The following is an 18,703-nucleotide window of genomic DNA, read 5'->3' as shown; positions in this document are numbered from 1 at the left end:
GCAATGGCTGAAAATTTAGTTGAGTTTAAAAATGTAAAGACCTATTTTTTTACGGAAGAGGGCACCGTCAAAGCCGTAGATGATGTTAGTTTTGCGATACAAGAAGGACAAACCCTGGGCGTAGTTGGTGAATCAGGTTGTGGCAAAAGTGTTGCCGCTATGTCGCTTTTACGGCTTATTCCCAATCCTCCCGGTAAGATTGTTGACGGACAAATATTATTTGAGGGGAAAAGTTTGCTGGACTTAAGTGAGGAGGAAATGCGCTCTATACGCGGCAATGACATTTCGGTAATATTTCAGGAACCGATGACCTCACTCAATCCTGTATTTACTATTGGCGAGCAGATTGGTGAAGTGTTAATTCTGCATCAAAACATGAATCATTCGGAAGCTAACCGGAAAGCCGTGGAAATACTGAAACTTGTTGGGATACCCCGGGCAGAGGAAATAGTGAATTGCTATCCGCACGAACTAAGCGGCGGCATGCGGCAGCGGGCGATGATTGCCATGGCGATAGCCTGCAATCCGAAGCTGTTAATTGCTGATGAACCTACCACCGCTCTGGATGTAACGATTCAGGCCCAGATATTGGATCTGATGAGAGGCTTAAAGGAACAATTAAATTCCGCTATTATGCTGATAACCCATGATTTGGGCGTTATTGCCGAAATGGCAGACTATGTGGTTGTCATGTACTGCGGCAAGGTGGTCGAAGCGGCTCCGGTCAGGGAACTTTTTGCGCATCCGCTGCATCCCTATACTGTCGGACTGCTGCAGTCGAAACCGGCCATTCATCAAGATACCGACAGGCTGTATTCTATTCCCGGTCAGGTTCCTAACCCGCTGCATCTTCCCGCCGATTGTCACTTCTCGCCGCGGTGCGGTAAAGTTTGTTCGCAATGTAGAGAACAGGAACCGCCGCTGATAACGATAAGTGAGGGCCACCGGGTGGCCTGCTGGCTGTATGGGGAGGGGAAAATATCATGAGTGAAACGTTAGTGGAAGTCGAAAATCTAAAAAAATATTTCCCCATTGTGAAAGGCGTATTTTCTAAAACAGTAGGCTATGTTAAGGCGGTTGATGATGTATCTTTTACCGTCAGACGGGGGGAAACCTTAGGACTTGTCGGTGAATCAGGCTGTGGGAAGTCAACCTTAGGCAGAACCATCCTAAGACTATTGGACAAGACAGCAGGAAATGTATTCTTTCAGGGCCAGGATTTATACAGCTACAAAAAAGAACAGCTGCGCAGGCTGCGGCCGAAAATGCAAATTATTTTTCAGGATCCCTTTAGTTCCTTAAATCCCAGAATGACGGTGGAAAATATTATCGGCGAAGCGTTAATTGACCATGGAATTGTTCCGCGAAATGAGGTGCGGGATAAGGTGATTGAGGCCATTCAGGATTGTGGGCTGGCGCCTTATCATAGTAAACGGTATCCCCATGAATTTTCCGGCGGACAGCGGCAGCGGATCGGGATTGCCCGCGCTTTGATCCTGAGTCCGGAATTTATCGTTGCCGATGAACCGGTATCTGCGTTAGATGTTTCCATCCAGTCGCAAATTATTAACATGCTGGGAGATTTGCAGCAGCAGCGGGGTTTTTCCTATTTATTTATTTCTCATGATTTAAGCGTGGTAAAACATATCAGCCACCGGGTCGGTGTGATGTATGTGGGCTCCTTGGTGGAGATGGCGGCGAAAGAAGAATTATACCATCATCCGGCTCATCCATATACCAAGGCCTTGCTGTCGGCGGTGCCGATACCTGACCCTGCGGTGAGGCGGCAGAGAATCCTATTGCAGGGGGATACGCCGAACCCTGCCAACCCGCCGCCGGGCTGCAAATTTCATACCCGCTGCGCCTATGTCACGCCCAGGTGCAAGGAAGAAGTTCCTGCTTACCGGGAAATTGCCAAGGACCATTTCGTTGCCTGCCATGTTATCTAGAAGACGAACATTTTTGGCGGAGGCAGAAGCGGTGAAGGATATTGACGAAGCCGGAACCCGGATTGGCGGAAAAGACCTTGTGGCTGTTATGATTGCCCAGGTAATGATATTACTACCGGTCATTCTGTTAATTGGCTTTAGTATCGGCGTGGTGATCTGGATCATGATGAGATTTTGGTGTTAGTGAGTCCCCATAAAGCTCAAAGGCAATTGGCTCGTGCCATTTTGTGCCTTGAGAAAAACGAAAGGAATGGTTATAAGTATGAAAAAACAAGTTGTCCTTGCTCTTGCGGCCACTTTTATAATGAGCGTTGCCGGTACTGCTCTGGCTGCTCCTGTTAATCACTTCAATGACGTTCCTGCCAACCATTGGTCCTATGAGGCCGTGACCAAATTAAATCAGGCCGGGATCGTTAGCGGGTATGGTGATGGCACTTTTCGCGGGGAAAGAACCTTGACTCGCTATGAAATGGCCCAAATCGTGGCCAATGCTTTGACGAAGCTGGAAAAAGCTACTGATGAGCAGAAGGCGTTAATTGAAAAGCTTTCTATTGAGTATTCCTCCGAACTGGAAAATCTCGGCGTTCGTATGGCTGCTATGGAGGCAAAATCTGATAACGTAAAATTCAATGGCGAATATCGGATCAGGTACCTCGGGACGCATGCCACTGACGAAGACGGTGTAAAAACGAAAGATAACGTGGTGGATGGTCGTCTCCGCTTATGGCTCACCGGCAAAATCGACGACAGATGGCAATTCAAGACCCGGTTGCAACAGATCAGTGACTTAAAAACCAGTGACGGTCACTACGGGAGTAGTTATCTAAAAGCTTTCGACGGTGATAACCGTGCCACCTATGGCAATGAAGGAATTGACGGCACGATAAGACTGAACCGTGTTTATGTTCATGGTGATCTTAACTGGGGTACACTCGAAGCCGGGAAAATTCCGCTGTATACGGGTAATGGGTTCCAATATAGCGGTCCGATTGATGGTGTGGCTGTGGGCTTTGGTAAAGAACTTAAAGTAACGGGCTTCTTTGGCCGAACCTTGAATGCCAATCAGATTTCAAAAGGCAGTTATGAAATTAAGAACGGCAAGATAATCACCACTGCGCCTGAGTATGGCGATAACAATTTGACTGGCGTAAACTTAGATTATAATTTTACTAAAAACCTGAACTTTAAAGGTGCTTATATGAGTGCAAACCCGGTTGGCTCCGGGGAAAAATTTCATAAGCAAAAGTATTGGGAAAGCGCGTTAAACTATAACCTTACTCCGGATCTTGTCTTAACCGGTATCTATGGCGGTTCGAATAAGGATGAGGATAATAGAGGCTATTTCGGCATTCTTACTTATAAGAACTGTAATACGTCTAAGCCGGGCTCCTATGGTATGTATCTTGAATATGCTCACCTGGAGGAGAATGCTCTGATGGACTCTGGTTTGACGGATTGGGACCTGGATAAAAACCAAAAGGGTTTCTATTATGAGTTTAATTATTGTCCGGCTAAGAATGTAAAGGTTAATGTCAACTATACGGACTGGAAAGCGGTTAAAGGTTCCGATAAAGCCAAAGCCTATGGCGGTTTTGTCACCTATTACTTCTAAGGGACAAGCAAGTGTTATCGCAAGGTATGCATGCGAAAGCCAGCGTGCATACCTTGCTTTATCCGATGACTAACCCGCTCTAAGACTCCCTCTTCTCCAAGCGGGAGTAAGAGCGGCTAAGTCCCTGGATAAGGGCGACTAACCTTCAGGTGGGGTTAAAACCCCAACTGAAGCTAAGTCTACTTTATCCGAAAATAATGTTCAATAGAAGGGAGAATGTATTATGCGAGAAATGTTGCGTGCGGCTTTGCAGTTAGCGGAAGCCGACTATTGCGAAATCCGCTTGGAAGAAAGCAATTATCTCAATATCACTTTTCGCGGACGCGGGCTGGAACAAATCTTAAAAGAAATTAAATACGGCGGAAATGTCCGGGCGCTTTATAAAGGCGCGTGGGGGTTCGCCGCTTTCAACAAGCTTGACAAGCTGCCGGATATGATTAAAGCGGCTTGCCGTCAGGCAAAGCTGGCGAGCGAGTACCAAAGCGGGGAAAGCAAGCTGGCTGCAGTCCCGGTGGTTGAAGAAGAATTTATGCCTGAGTATACTCTGAATCCGGGAGCTATTACTTTAGAGGAAAAAGTCCGTATCCTGACCCGGTATAAGGAGCTGATCCTGAATTTTCATCCGGCGATTACTGCTGCATCTATTATCTACAAAGAAACCCATAGTGACCTATACTTTGTCAACACGGACGGAACTTTTATCAAACAAAGAAAACTGGATATCGGTGCTTATCTGTCGGCCATTGCCTGCAAGGGGGATGTTACTGTTACGCAGGGGATTGGACGGGGCAGTTCCAGTGGTTTTGATTGTATGCTGAATTGCGATAATAAATTACGGGAAGCTTGCGCTTTGGCCGTCAGGCTGCTTGACGCGCCCCAGGTCAAAGCCGGTGTATATACTGTTGTCTGCGACCAGGAATTGGCGGGCTTGTTCGTTCATGAAGCCTTTGGTCATTTGAGCGAAGCCGACGGCATATACAGAAAACCGGCTGCGCTTGAGAATTTGGCTTTAGGCCGCAAGCTGGGAAAAGATTTTTTACATATTTATGATAGCGGTGAATATTTTGGACATCGTGGCGCAATGCGGTATGACGATGAGGGGGTAGCGGCTGAACGGACTTATCTTATCAAAAATGGCATTTTGGTGGGACGGCTGCATTCACGGGAGACTGCCGGAATTATGAACGAACAGCCGACAGGCAGCGCCCGCGCTACGAACTATACCTTTCCGCCGATCTGCCGCATGCGCAACACCTGTATTGCGCCAGGAACAAGCAGTTTTGATGATATGCTCAAAGAGGTTAAACTGGGTGTTTATGCCGTGGGTAGCGGCGGCGGTGAAACGAACGGCGAAATGTTTACCTTCAATGCCGGGTATGGGTATATGATACGCGACGGACGACTGGCAGAACTGGTAAAGGACGTAAAACTGATGGGTAATGTGTTTACAACCTTGGAGAATATTGACATGATTGGGGACGAAGCCGAGGGACGGGATAGCGCCGGCGGCTGTGGCAAGAATGAGCAGAGCTGGCTTCCTGTCAGCGGGGTTTGCCCGTCTATTCGCATTCAAAATGTCATTGTCGGAGGTGCGAAATAATGACTGATATTCTAGCAAGGCTGCCGCAGAAAGTACAGGGAGAATTATATACGCAGACAGTCCGTACCCAGGAGGTTAAATTTACTGACAGTCAATTGGAGATCCTTAAGCAGAGTGAGCATTGCTGCACTACGATGCGGGTGATAAAGGCGGGCAGACTCAGCATTGCTGTTTCCAGCAAGCCGGGCAGTGAAGCGGCAGTGCTGGCCAATGCGCTGGAAACCGTTACATTCGGTATTCCTGTTACTTTTGATTTTCCCGGGAATTCCACGCTGCCGGTTATTCCTGAGAGAGGTGAGAGCGGCGGTTTATTTGGGCTGGAGCAAATGCTGGTTTTGGCAAAAGAGCTGAAGCAAGCTGTCTGCGATTACGATGCCAGGATTGCTGCAGAAGTTGTCATCAGGCGTACAGAGACAGAAGCTTCACTGGTTAACAGCGCCGGTTTTAATAACCGCTATCAAAAAACGGTTTGGGAGGCAATTTTAGGTGGACAATTGATACAAGGTGACGATTTCTTGGGGGTTACCATTCCTTTGGCCGCTACATCGCCGCAGCTTGATTATGTTGGCTTGAAGCAGGAAGTCACCCAACAGTTTGCGTGGAGCAAGCAAATCGTGCCATTTGCCCCGGGAAGCTATCCTGTTATCTTTGCTCCGGCTCAAGTTGGTTTTTTAACAGCTCCTTTTTTGGCGTGCTTAAATGGTAAGGCAATTGTTAACAAAATTTCGCCCTGGAAGGATAAGTTGGGGGAAAAGCTGCTGGATTCCCGGGTAACGCTGATTGATGATGGTACGCTGCCGCTGTCCGTTGCCGGCAAACCGTTTGACCGGGACGGTATTCCCACTCGGCGAAATGTTCTGATTGAACAAGGAGCAGTCAATCAGTTTCTTTTAGACTGCCAGTCAGCGCAAGAACTAGGCCGGGATTCCACTGGTAACAGTACTGCTGATGGACCGGCCGCCCATCATGTGTTATTGGCTCCCGGCGAACTTTCGGTAGGGGAACTTATCCGGAACATTGACACTGGATTGCTGATTCTGGAGTCCATGGGCGCCTGGAGCGGTAATTCGTATAGTGGCAATGTCAGCGGTAACATATCCCTGGGTTTAAAGATTGAAAAAGGTAACATCGTTGGCCGGGTAAAAAATTGTATGTTTTCATTGAATGCTTTCGAACATTTCCGGGATCACCTGATTGCATTTTCCCGCGAAACTAAAGATGTTGGTGGCAGAGGACCGCTTGATTCGTCAGCGACCACCTATCCCTACGCGGTTCTTGGCAATGTTTGTATTACGGCAGAGTAGAAGAAGTCGAGGACGGTATGTTTAGCAAATTGAATTTTTATGTAATAATCTAGGAATTAACTACTAAATAAAAAAACTGTATTGCAGAAAGATTTACAAACAATAGTTTGTTTTTTCCTTTATTTAATTTGATTCAATAAAATTAAATAAAGGAATTTTTGTATGAATAAATACAATGTTTAAAGAAGCGATAACAGAGAAGTCAAGTTCGGAACTAGACATGGTGCTTTTATAGGCGGTTATTTGTTCTATCTAAGTTTGGTGGTGCTTTTTTTGTACTAAAAATCTGAGGTGAACATATGAAGTCGAAAACTATGTTAAAGAATCAAATAAAAAGTGCAGCAGATTCAATTTATCAACTAATACGTGGGACTGAAGCTCCAAAATATTTGTCGATGATATCCTGTTTGTGTATTGTTCTGGCCTTGGGCAATATCATGTTTTCATTTGGTATGGGCCAATTATTTACTCATACATATCAAGAAAAATTCCAAATTTTTATTTATCCGCTCTTGCTTTTATTATCAGGCAAGGTGGTTTATGCAGTAGCTGAGTTTTTGAAAGGACGATTGGAAGTAAAGCTTCAGGCAAACCTCAATTTTCATTATAGAATGATAATCGCAGAAAAATATGCTAAAGCAAAATATGAATGGCAGGAGACGCAAAAGACAGGAGATTTAGTAGACAGAGTTCAAGAGGACACGGACAGTGCCGCAATGGCAGTTGCCACTTATCTGCCGAAGGCAGTTAAAAGTCTTGTAATATTTGGTGTAACGATTTTTGTGCTTTTCTCAGTGGATTGGAGATTGTCAGTTGCTTATCTATTTCCAGTCCCATTTCTTTTTATTTTTAATGCGTGGGGAAGTAAAGTGAGTCAAAGATATTTTGATGACTCGAGAGTGGCAAACAGTGCACGCAATGCGAAAATTCAGGATGTAATCAATAACAGAACTACAATTAAAGCATATTCTTTAGAAGATACTGTAGAAAGAGAGATAGAGAATAAAATTCTCTGTTATGTTAAAAAAATTTCCAACGCATTAGCTATGATGCCTTTATCGTTTAGTCCTGCAATCCTTTTCAATAAAATTCCTTCGATTCTCTTAGGTGTAATTGGTTGTGCTTTGGTAATACAAAACAACTTACATTCTGAAAGCTTCATTATGATATTCACCCTATCCATTACAACGGCTGATGAAATTCGGGAGTTAGATGATTTTATGGCTAATATTCCCAGTTTATTGGCATATGCAAAACGGCTATTTCCCATTTGGGATTCTCCGCAGCAAGTATTTGGCCGGGAGATTGCCTGCCAGGATACCGTACATGCATTCGAGTTGGAAAATGTTTCATTTGCTTATTCGAATGTCAATTTTGGTGCTTCGAAAATCCTGACTGATTTTAACTTGCGAATAAAGAAAGGAGAAAGAGTTGTCATCGTAGGCAAGAGCGGCAGTGGAAAAAGTACCGTATTAAAACTTGCCGGTGGACTTTACGAGCCAAGTCGGGGAACCATAAAAATATTCGGACGAAAAATAGAAGACTGGGATGAACGGATATTTCATCAACTGGTTGGTTATATGTCACAGGACATTTTTCTTTGGCCGATGAGTATTGAGGAGAATATTCAGCTTGCTCAATCTAACCGAAAAATAATCTCATTAGAACAGGCAGTTAAATTCTCTGGAATCACGGGATCATTGAATAAGCTTTCAGATGGACTGAAAACACAGGTAGGGGAACGCGGAACCAGCTTATCAGGCGGGCAGCGGTAACGCGTTGGGCTGGCACGAATGATATTAAAGAATACTCCACTAATGTTATTAGATGAAGCTACCAGTGCGCTAGATGTAAAGAGTGAGATGTTTATAGGTGAAACCCTTTGTTCTCTTTCCAGAGAGCACACACTTATCATGGTCAATCATCGGTTTACGAATGTTCAATACGCTGATCGCATTATTGTAATGGAGAATGGAAGCATCGTTGAGGAGGGAACACACCGTGCACTTTTAGATAAACGGGGATCGTATGCACACCTTTATTATAGTTCATTACGGGAGAGTCAGATTAATGGATAAAAATTATTCTGTAAACCATATTTTGAAGAGTACTTTAAGGTTAATCTGCTTTGATCCGAAACTCTGGGTAATTTCAGTCGTCGGAGCAGTGATAACGGCGGTAACTTGGTATTGTGTTCAACTGCTGAATGGAATTTTATTGCGTACGGCAGTGGCAGGGGCAACTGGAGCACAGATGGTATGGACAACATTTTTATTAATTTTTATTGGCTTTTGTCTGACTCGAATACCCACTGTATTAGGATATCAATTAAACTCGTGGGCTGCTGAGCGGCTAACGGGTAAAATACAATTAAAAATGGTGGATCATTGGCTAAGACAAAAAGAACTTGATGCAAAGCAGCATCACAGTGGAAATGTTATGACTCGGATTATTACGGATTGTGGTGAGAAAATAGCGGACTTCTATTTTCAAGGTGCCGGAATTATTATAATCGAGCCCTTTGTAACAGGCATCTTAGCTTTTATTACTGTCTGGTCGATAAGCAGTCTTCTGGCAGTGACCATGCTTACGATTGGTATTCTTTCGGCTTTTTGTTCAGCACATTTTTCAAAAGCGATTCATCTTGCCGTTCTAAAAAGCCGTGATAGCAATGAAAATACTGTTCGGACGTTTTCAAATCTCTTTGCGGGGACGATGGAAATGCGCCTGCTTGGGGTTGAGGACAAATTAGTCAAGGAGTGTACGGAAAGTTCCCGCTATACTGCGGAACAGGAAACCAAAGGCGGAAATATAAAAAAACAGGCTGATTTAGTTGCTAGAATCTTTGAGTTATTCAGTCTGTGGAGCTGCCTCTTTATCAGCGCATGGCTTTCAAGCAATCATTTATTATATTTACCGGATGTTATGATAGTCCTTCCAATGCAGGCTCTAATAAGTAATATGATGGGGGGGATTGGAAAATCGTGGAATTACCTGACTGAGATAGGTGTTTCAGCAGATAGAGTATTTGAGATTATAGATTTGCCAGTAGAAGATGAAAGAAGCAATTTACCTGATTTCAAGCCTCTTGAAGGGGACAAGATAATAGATTGCAAAGATATTTTTTTTACTTATGACCAAAAGAGATTTGTTTTGCGTGGCCTCTCATTGTCTGTTCGCAAACGGACACGGACGGCGATCATTGGCGAAAGCGGCGCTGGAAAAAGTACAATTTTAGGACTCATTCTTAATTATTTTAATGCAACATGCGGAACAATTACGCTGTCGGGAATTTATCCTAATGAGTGCAATTTAAAGTCCTGGCGAAAACAGATTGCTCTTGTTCAACAGGAAAGCCCCTTGCTTGATATCAGTATAGCGGACAATATAGCAATTGGTGCGTTGCGTTATGGAGCTAAACCAACGTTTGCAGAAATAGTTAACGCGGCGAAGAAAGCGGAGGCACACGACTTCATAAAAAAATTGCCATATGGATATGACACGCTGGCAGGCGAAGCAGGAGCAGCATTATCCGGTGGACAGCGGCAACGAATTGCAATTGCCCGTGCTTTTATCAGTAAGTCTCCTTTAGTCCTTTTTGATGAACCAAGCAGTGCATTGGATTCTGAATCGGAAAAGGTAGTTATGGAAGCAATAGAACGCCTTTCCGCGGAAAAGACAGTAATTGTTATTTCTCATCGTATCTCTACAATTAAAGATTTTGACAACATCATTGTTTTGCAGGACGGGAAGGTGGTCGAGGAGGGAACCCATGCTGAGCTTTTAAACAGAGGCGGTGTCTATGCGATGCAGTGAAAATTATGAATACTAACGCCTGCCAGGTCACCAGTTTTCATTTCCCATTTGTAATAAGCAGATCGTGCTACAAAAAGTCCCCCTATAGGAGACAATTTATTGTTTCATTGTCTTCTATGGGGGCAATGTCATTAAGTTAATGCTGAAAAACACAACCATCCAGATTAAGATGGTTGTGTTTTTCTTATACATACAGGTGGGCATATAAAATTTATCAATTATAAAAAAACACTTGACAAATAAATAAAAATCGAAGGCTTTGCCTTGAAAATGAGGACATTTTTAAGGAGGCCTTTTAAAATGAAAAAGAAAGCATATCCAGAGCAGGTACGAACTGCGCTGCACCAAGCGATACGCTCAATCACAGCAGATTTACCGGCTTGCGTGAAACGACCAGGGCAAGATTTTTCACGCGAACGCAAATTATCACTTCAGGAGAAATCATGGTACTATATCATCCGGGCGAAAGAATCCTATGGGATTATATCAAGGCTTTCTCTACCAAATTGCCCGGAATACGATGAAGAAATCACGTTAACTCTCACCCGGCGCCAAACCAAAGAAACGTTACCGCTTTTAAAAGCATACCCCCATCGGTATCGATGGATACAACCACATACGACATTTGACTTCATTAAACCGAAAGATTCCAAGTTTTATGATTTACATTTTCGTGCCGTTCGCTTCGCTATTGCTGATGGTGTGTATGAAACGGTTTATACAAATCTCAATGCCGAAGATTTTCCGCCGGAGAAAATAAAACAGTTCTATAATCTGCGCTGGGGAATTGAGACATCTTTTAAGGAGCTTAAATATGCTGTGGGTTTGGCAAGTCTGCACAGCAAAAAGAAGGATTTTATATTGCAAGAGATTTTTGCCAGACTAATTCTATACAATTACTCTTCCATTATCATGCATCACATCAGTATTTCGGAAGATTTGCGAGTAAATTTTCCAGTGGCTTTAAATATATGCCGTCAATTTTTGAGAGAGTTAATTCCAGCGGTCCAAGTTCTTAAACTGATAGGTAAGCACCTTTCCCCAATACGCCCTGGCCGACAATTTCCTAGATATCAAAATCCAATTTCAGCAGTAGGGTTCCAGTACAGAATTATTTGAGATTTAACATGCGTGAAAGGACTTTACAGATGCTTTTCGGGCATCTGCTTTTGTGTTGCTCAAAAGTCAAAAACACCTGCGTTTTCTATGTTATTCTGTGTATGCGACAACCCCAGCGGTATCACTTTTCTACTACTGGGGTTTCTTATAAGCTTATCTTAATGACATTGTCTATGGGGGGAGCATATCAAGGTTTACAACCAAATCTGAGATAGCCCTTTTGTTGGCAAACATAAAGAGAAACACTATCTAGTGAATAATGCAGCCATATCTCTTTTGAACTTAATTTCCTGCGCCGGCAATCGCTACGTTAAACAATTGAATGGTTCGCGGTATTAAATAATTATTGTTCTTTTGCAGTTCGCTGGAAAGATACATTTCTTCCTGCATTTCTTTAATATTGCCGGAAATGGAACCGCCTGTTACCGGTATGGTTTTTGTACCGTCGAAGTACCAGCCTAATCGAATTTCTCCGGCAAAATCACCGGTTAGACTATCCATCTGAAAATCGGAAAAAGCTACTAGTTCAAAATAGGGTGCCTGTTTCATAGCCGTGATGGACTTTTTGCCGCCCTGGACTACAATATTGTGAATCATGCCTGTCGGCTCTACGTTCAAGTAGTGACAATGTCTCACGTCACCCCAGTATTTTTTAAGGATACCGTTTTCATATAAGACTGCTGGTTTTAGCGGGAAACCATCTTCGTCAAAAGGGGCGGAATCGGTAGAGTTCTCCAGGGTAGGATCAAGTAGCAGGTTAATCAAATCACCTTTTACGTTGAGTCCCTGAATATTTTCGCCAAGCTTGGCTTCGGACAGCTTATTATAAACACTGTGTGCACTCGCTTTAGCGGTGTAATATTGTAAAAATTCTTCGACCGGTTCGCCTGTTAACAGAACCGTATGCTTTTTCACTGCAGGCGTAGGACAAGCACAGGCCCGTTCCTTACATAAGGCCAGCATCTCTGCCACTTCGCCGGCAATAGCCTGAGCATCATAACCGGCAAATAGCAGGTTTTTATAAAGCTCTATTTCTTCGGATTTTCCCTGGCACGCAGTGATAAATTCTAGTTGTCCTTTATAACCTTCAAAAGAGCTATCGATACCTTCCGAGTTAATGACGCGCGTATATACTTTGTCAAGGAAAAGCTCGCAGGAATTTAGGCCGCCCTGAGACTGAATGTCGTTCTTAAAAACAGCCTCAGTAATTTTAGGCAGCCAGTGGCTAATGGGATGACTGGCAAAATTGCTTAGCGGCGGTTGTCCATCTGTCGCTGCCGGCTGCGGCAATGGATAATACTGATTTTTTACGAATCCGGCAGCGAAGGCTAAGTCAGCAATAACCTGCTTTATTTCTTCCTCATTCATTGTTGGATGCAGATTGGCGGTGGCAGAACCGCGATACTTAATATTATGTTCACTAAAATCTTTGTAGACTGTAACAGTAAAGTGATGTACAGCTTTGACGCGATTCATGTCGAGTTCTTTTTTTACAAAAAACAGTTCGCCTGCTTCCACCTTATGCTCGATGATTCTAAAACCCGCAATTTCTTGACAGGTACTAAGCCGTTTTTTAATTTTTCCAAGCATTAGCCTAACCTCGCTTTCGCCTTGATATATGGGCCGCCGGAGGAGACCTTGACCCATTCCTTATAGCCTTTGCCGCAGGCACCGCTGCCGGAAAGCTCTACGATGTCCGAGACCATGGAGATAGATTTTAATAAATCAGGTACATAGCCTGTCATAATAATGGGCGAAACAATCTTGCCTGTAAGCCTGCCCTCAACGATTTCTTCCCCCTGCAGCACCATGCACTGAATGCCCCAGCTTTTTGGGTCTTCCATTCCGCTCATGGAATGGTCTATAAGGTAGCCGGATTTTATTGAGGCGATCATGTCGTCTAATTTATCGTTACCTTGGGCAAAAAACGTGTTGGTCATTCTCGTATAGGCCTTGCGCTCGAAGGACTCCCGTTTGCCGTTGCCGGTAGGAGCAATGCTGAGCTTCTGCGCCGCTAACGTATCGCAAATGCCTGTTTGTAAAATACCCTTATTGATAATGATTGTATCAGTCCCCAATACTCCCTCGTCGTCAAACAGGAAGGAGGAAACATGGGAAGCAGACGCTGCGCCGTCATGCATCGTGACAAGCTCAGAGGCAACCGGCTTGTTAATGTACTCTACGGCCTTAGCGCGGCCCTTAACGAACATATCCATCTCAACGCCGTGGCCAAAGGCTTCATGGGCGATTAAGCCGGCAACATCGGGCGAACAAATTACGTCATATTCACCTGGCTCTACCGGTTGTGCATCCAGCAGCTTACTGCTGGTGTCGATAACCGTATCGATAGCGGCCGCCATTTCATCCAGCAGTTCTGCTGACTGCAATCCGGAAAACGCCTTATGACAATACTTTGTATTATTATCGCGGCGTACAATGGAAACCAAGTAGCCCTGGCTCCAAATATAAGCTTGTTCCAATTTCTTTTTACTAGAGATAAATACCTTAGATACGCTTACTTCTTCATATCTGACCTGAAAATCCACTAAAAGCTCAGAACTGGCAAGTGCCTTCTCCTTAATGGCGGTCATTTTGGCCAGCTTTTGCTCGGTGCTTAGTTCTCCGGGGAAGATTTTTACTTCCCCAGAGTAGCTGTCGGTTATTGTTTTTTCGTCAATTAGATCATACTTACTGAACGAAACCGCGGCGTCGGTTAACGTTTTTATTGTGTCTTTTACAGCGTGACAAATTTTTTGTACTAATTCACCCAAGGTTTCTGCCTTTATTTCATTAAAAGAAAACTCCGAATAGTTTATGCCATTGTAAACCCGCACTACAAAGCCCCGTTCTGTCCAGCGGGAGTCATTTACGCTTACTCCGTTTTTTTGCACAGAATATAGTTTACCGGCGCAGTCGGTTCCCAGGATTGAAACATATTGAAAGTGTTCCTGAAGTAATGTCAGCAACTCTTCTAGTACCGGTTTATGATCGTTCAGAAATTTTGACATAGCAACTTTCATTCTTCATCCCCCTATCTCTCCATTAATAATTACTATTCTGCAGAGAATAAGTCCCGCAGAATTTTTGCTGCTCTCTTTAATTTCCATACTTTTACAGAAATTCCTTCCTTCGCGAAAGGAAATATTGGTTGGAGAAAATAATAACAATTTTTTATTATTAAAAGAGGAATTTTTTATTATTAATAGAATAAGTAAAATATAAAACAAATTCTGAAAACTTTCCGGGAGAGGCATTTACATGAAATCAAGAAAACTACTCGAAACATATATTCCCATCGTAGACTTTATCGCAGATCTTGTCGGACCGAATTGTGAAGTGCTCTTACACGATATTGTAGACGTACAAAACTCAGTAATAGCAATTCGAAACGGCTATATAAGCGGACGGCGGTTAGGTTGTCCATTGACCGATCTGGGGCTTGAATTGTTGGAGAACAAATCCTATGTAAACCAAAATGCCGTTGTTAATTATTTAAGCCGTACTGACAATGGTGAAAAATTAAGATCATCTACCTATTTTATTAAAGACGAAACAAGCAAACTCATTGGTATGCTGTGTGTGAATATCCTTATGTCGCCCGACAGCCAGATCGTCAAAGACTTAGCAGATAAGCTTATGAATGCCGTGTTTGCCAATAGCGTGGCTGCTAATACCGTAGTAAATGAAAAAGTCGTGGAATCGTTACATTCCTCTATCGAAAATGTCGTAGACTCTGCTGTTGAGAAAATACTTGAGGAGTATGATATGCCGGTGGAGAGGATGTCGATTGAGGAAAAAACTGCTATCGTGCAAAGACTGAATGCAAATGGGATTTTTAAAATAAAAGGAGCCATTACCAAAGTGGCTGGTAGATTGCAAACTTCAGAAAGCACCATCTATCGATACCTGTCTACTAAGTAAATAGCGATAGTAAGGGAAGCTCGCGGGCCTGGGAGGCCCGCGTAATGACGGTAGCTCAACGGGGTGGGCTTGCATTGTCATGGAATTTTGTACAGTGCAAATGGACACGATATAATTTTTTTTGTAAACATGTAATAAGAAAATATTATTATAATAATATTTTATTATGAAATATGACTTATTTCTACAGGTTTGGCAGTAAAGGCAATATAAAATGGTGACTGGTGGAACCCTATCAGTAAAATTAACTGAAGATTTCCGCTTAAAAAAATATTACGCATATTACAAGGAGGAAACTATGAAAGAAATAATTGAAACAACCCAGGCTCCTCAGGCCATCGGCCCTTATTCTCAGGCGAGAATGTTTGGCAATCAACTGTTTACTTCCGGTCAAATCGGTATTAATCCCCAGACAGGTGAGGTTGTATCCGGGGGAATTGGAGCACAGGCAAAACAGGTTCTGGAAAATCTTAAACAGGTACTGATTGCTGCAGGAATGGGCTTTGATGATGTGTTAAAAACTACCGTCTTTATTACCGATATGAATAACTTCGCTGCCGTCAATGAAATTTACGGACAATACTTTACCGGTAAGTTGCCTGCGCGTTCATGTGTAGGAGTGGCCAGTTTGCCCAAAGGAGTTTTAGTTGAAATCGAACTAATTGCATGTAGTCATAAATAAGGAGATGCTAGCAATGAATATCTCATTGGAAGATGTAAAAAAAGCCAGGGAAACGCTGGCTGGGATTGCTGTCCGGACAGAACTGGCTTATACCAACACGTTGAGTGATATGACGGGTAACAGTGTGTACTTGAAGATGGAAAATCAACAACGTACGGGTTCTTTCAAGCTGAGAGGCGCATACAATAAGGTCGCAAATTTAAGTGAGGAAGAAAAAAAACACGGTATTATTGCTTCGTCCGCCGGTAACCATGCGCAGGGAACAGCCCTCGCCGGTACGCTGTTTGGCATTCCGTCTACCATTGTAATGCCGAAAAATGCCCCTCTGTCCAAAGTTAAAGCCACCAGAGGGTATGGCGCAACCGTTGTGCTTGAGGGCGGGGTCTATGACGAAGCCTATGCAGCGGCCCGGCGTATTCAGGAAGAAAACAAACTGACATTTATTCACCCTTTTAATGATCCCCAGGTCATTGCCGGTCAGGGAACAATTGCCTTAGAGATTTTAGAGGATTTGCCGGATGTAGAAGCCGTTGTTGTGCCAATTGGCGGCGGCGGACTGATCGCCGGTGTGGCCTTAACCATTAAAAGTCTAAAGCCTGACGTAAAAGTCATTGGTGTACAGACCAAAAATATGCCGTCCATGGCCGAGTCTGTTGCCCAAAAGAAAATTATTACCTATAACGGCAATCCCACCATTGCCGATGGAATTGCTGTAAAAACTCCGGGTGAGCTGACTTTTGAGATTGTGCAGCGCTATGTAGATGAAATTGTAACTGTGGATGAAGAAGAGATCGCCAGTGCCATATTGCTATTGATGGAACGTATCAAAACGATTTCCGAAGGAGCGGGTGCAGTTCCTGTTGCGGCTATATTAAACCGGCTGCAGCACTATAACAATCGCAAAATCGCGGCAGTGATCAGCGGTGGCAATATTGACGTAAATATGATGTCACGCATTATCAATAAGGGCTTGGCGAAGTCAGGACGGAAAGTCATTTTTGATATACTAATCCCCGATAAACCTGGTTCATTATGGAGATTGCTGCAATTGACGGCGGAAACCGGCGCCAATGTACTGACGGTTACCCACCACCGGGAAACCCGTGGAGTGCCATTAGGCTACGCCACCGTGGAATTGGAGCTGGAGACTGCCGACCAAGAGCAAATCGACATGATCAAACAACTAATGGAGCAGCATCAATATTGCGTAAATATAGTTTAATTTAGGAGGGGAAGAAGAGTATGGAAGAAAGAGAACTAACCCGTGGATTGAAGGCCCGCCACATTGAGCTCATTGCTTTGGGTGGTACCATTGGTGTTGGACTGTTTATGGGTTCAGCCAGCACGATCAAATGGGCAGGGCCGTCGGTTCTGCTGGCGTATGCGCTAGCCGGTATCGTAATGTTTTTTGTCATGCGGATCATGGGGGAAATGTTGTATCACGAGCCGGTTACCGGTTCCTTCGCTACCTATGGCCACAGATATATCAGCCCTTGGGCCGGATATATCACGGCCTGGTGCTATTGGTTTTTGTGGGTTACAGTAGGCATGTCCGAGGTTACGGCTATTGGCATTTATATGAATTATTGGTTCCCGGACCTGGCGCAATGGATACCTGCGTTAATCGGGGTGGCCGTTGTGGCCATTGCGAACTTAGCGGCTGTTAAGTACTATGGCGAATTTGAGTTTTGGTTTGCACTTATTAAAGTAGCTACAATTGTAGTCATGTTGGTCATTGGTTTTGGTATTGTCTTTTTTGGAGTTGGCAATGGCGGCCTGCCGATGGGTGTCGGCAATCTCTTCAACAATGGCGGTTTCTTTGCCGGCGGTTGGGAAGGCTTCATGTTTGCCTTGTGCCTGGTAACTGCTTCGTATCAGGGTGTAGAACTTGTTGGTATTACTGCCGGTGAAGCACAAGATCCGAAGAACACGTTGCGCAAGGCCATCCAAAATATTATCTGGCGTATTTTAATCTTCTATATCGGCGCTATCTTTGTTATTGTAACGATCTATCCCTGGAATCAAATCGGTACCATCGGCAGCCCGTTTGTTATGACCTTCGCCAAAGTAGGTATTACCGCCGCTGCCGGTATCATTAACTTCGTTGTTCTTACCGCCGCCATGTCGGGCTGTAACAGCGGTATTTACAGCGCAGGCAGAATGCTGTATACATTGGCTGAAAATGGACAAGCCCCGGCATTCTTAAAGAAGATTTCTCCCAGCGGCGTTCCTGCCAACAGTATTAAAGTCACCATTGCCTGCCTGCTCTTAGGCGTATTTTTCAACTATATTTATCCGAATTCCAAGTTGTTTGTTTATATTTACAGTGCTAGTATCCTGCCTGGAATGGCTCCGTGGTTTGTACTGTGCATAAGCCAGTTTAAGTTTAGAGAAAAATGGGGCAAGGAAGAAATGGATGCACACCCCTTTAAATCACCGCTGTTCCCTATCAGTAACTACGTCACAATTATCTTCTTATGCTTAGTTCTGGTGGGAATGTGGTTTAACCAAGATACCCGTGGCGGCCTGATTGCCGGCGCAGTATTCTGCGCCATCATTACGGTAATGTACTTCGTACTGGGTATCGGCAAACGGCAGCCAGGACAACCATTAGAAAAAGAGGTCAGTGTTGGCGAACAAAAATAATAAGTAATTAAATTTAATTGACTCTCATAGTACTCAACTATTGAGTGCTATGAG

15 protein-coding genes are annotated in these 18,703 nt (G+C 43.9%); 13 read left to right on the top strand and 2 right to left on the bottom strand.

Annotated elements, in window-relative coordinates:
• The first annotated feature begins 3 nt into the window (after positions 1-3).
• From SRRS_RS25965 to SRRS_RS25925, 9 genes are all read left to right on the top strand, one after another.
• A complete protein-coding gene (locus SRRS_RS25965) occupies positions 4-987 on the top strand; it encodes an ABC transporter ATP-binding protein (protein WP_371364554.1) in 984 nt (327 codons plus the stop codon).
• A complete protein-coding gene (locus SRRS_RS25960) occupies positions 981-1,949 on the top strand; it encodes an ABC transporter ATP-binding protein (RefSeq protein ID WP_371369930.1) in 969 nt (322 codons plus the stop codon). Before SRRS_RS25965 ends, SRRS_RS25960 begins: the two co-directional genes overlap by 7 nt.
• Positions 1,950-1,980: 31 nt before the next feature.
• Positions 1,981-2,133 (top strand): hypothetical protein, encoded by a 153-nt coding sequence (locus SRRS_RS25955; protein WP_371364552.1) that lies wholly within the window; start codon positions 1,981-1,983, stop codon positions 2,131-2,133.
• A 78-nt stretch (positions 2,134-2,211) separates the two neighbouring features.
• A complete protein-coding gene (locus SRRS_RS25950; RefSeq protein ID WP_371364550.1) occupies positions 2,212-3,561 on the top strand; it encodes an S-layer homology domain-containing protein in 1,350 nt (449 codons plus the stop codon).
• 223 nt (positions 3,562-3,784) lie between these two features.
• Positions 3,785-5,161, top strand: a complete 1,377-nt coding sequence (locus SRRS_RS25945) for a TldD/PmbA family protein (RefSeq protein WP_371364548.1) — start codon at positions 3,785-3,787, stop codon at positions 5,159-5,161.
• Positions 5,161-6,465 (top strand): TldD/PmbA family protein, encoded by a 1,305-nt coding sequence (locus SRRS_RS25940; protein WP_371364546.1) that lies wholly within the window; start codon positions 5,161-5,163, stop codon positions 6,463-6,465. The genes SRRS_RS25945 and SRRS_RS25940 overlap by 1 nt, the downstream gene beginning before the upstream one ends.
• Positions 6,466-6,779: 314 nt before the next feature.
• Positions 6,780-8,240, top strand: a complete 1,461-nt coding sequence (locus SRRS_RS25935; RefSeq protein ID WP_371364544.1) for an ABC transporter transmembrane domain-containing protein — start codon at positions 6,780-6,782, stop codon at positions 8,238-8,240.
• Between the two features lie 295 nt (positions 8,241-8,535).
• Positions 8,536-10,281 (top strand): ABC transporter ATP-binding protein, encoded by a 1,746-nt coding sequence (locus tag SRRS_RS25930; protein WP_371364542.1) that lies wholly within the window; start codon positions 8,536-8,538, stop codon positions 10,279-10,281.
• A gap of 300 nt (positions 10,282-10,581) precedes the next feature.
• Positions 10,582-11,400 carry a transposase gene (locus SRRS_RS25925; RefSeq protein WP_371364540.1) on the top strand — a complete coding sequence of 273 codons (819 nt, stop codon included), beginning with the start codon at positions 10,582-10,584 and terminating at the stop codon, positions 11,398-11,400.
• Between the two features lie 282 nt (positions 11,401-11,682).
• On the opposite strand, the gene SRRS_RS25920 is transcribed toward SRRS_RS25925, so the two are convergent.
• Positions 11,683-12,990 (bottom strand): metallopeptidase TldD-related protein, encoded by a 1,308-nt coding sequence (locus SRRS_RS25920; RefSeq protein WP_371364538.1) that lies wholly within the window; start codon positions 12,988-12,990, stop codon positions 11,683-11,685.
• Complete coding sequence (locus tag SRRS_RS25915; protein ID WP_371364536.1) at positions 12,990-14,420, bottom strand: TldD/PmbA family protein; 1,431 nt, start codon at positions 14,418-14,420, stop codon at positions 12,990-12,992. The genes SRRS_RS25920 and SRRS_RS25915 overlap by 1 nt, the downstream gene beginning before the upstream one ends.
• Before the next feature lie 238 nt (positions 14,421-14,658).
• Here SRRS_RS25915 and SRRS_RS25910 point away from each other — a divergent pair, with 238 nt between their 5' ends.
• The 4 genes from SRRS_RS25910 to SRRS_RS25895 all read left to right on the top strand — a co-directional run bounded on the left by SRRS_RS25910 (position 14,659) and on the right by SRRS_RS25895 (position 18,649).
• Positions 14,659-15,321, top strand: a complete 663-nt coding sequence (locus SRRS_RS25910) for a transcriptional regulator (RefSeq protein WP_371364534.1) — start codon at positions 14,659-14,661, stop codon at positions 15,319-15,321.
• A 298-nt stretch (positions 15,322-15,619) separates the two neighbouring features.
• The gene (locus SRRS_RS25905) at positions 15,620-16,003 is read left to right on the top strand and encodes a RidA family protein (RefSeq protein ID WP_371364532.1); all 384 of its coding nucleotides are present in this window, start codon (positions 15,620-15,622) and stop codon (positions 16,001-16,003) included.
• Positions 16,004-16,016: 13 nt separating this feature from the next.
• Entirely contained in the window at positions 16,017-17,225 is a 1,209-nt protein-coding gene (gene ilvA / locus SRRS_RS25900) for a threonine ammonia-lyase (RefSeq protein ID WP_371364531.1), read from the top strand.
• A gap of 20 nt (positions 17,226-17,245) precedes the next feature.
• Positions 17,246-18,649, top strand: a complete 1,404-nt coding sequence (locus SRRS_RS25895; RefSeq protein ID WP_371364529.1) for an amino acid permease — start codon at positions 17,246-17,248, stop codon at positions 18,647-18,649.
• The last annotated feature ends 54 nt before the right edge of the window (positions 18,650-18,703 follow it).

It is taken from the genome of Sporomusa rhizae, from assembly GCF_041428845.1.
Taxonomy (GTDB): Bacteria; Bacillota; Negativicutes; order Sporomusales; family Sporomusaceae; genus Sporomusa; species Sporomusa rhizae.
This window is presented reverse-complemented; position numbering and strand designations above follow the sequence as displayed.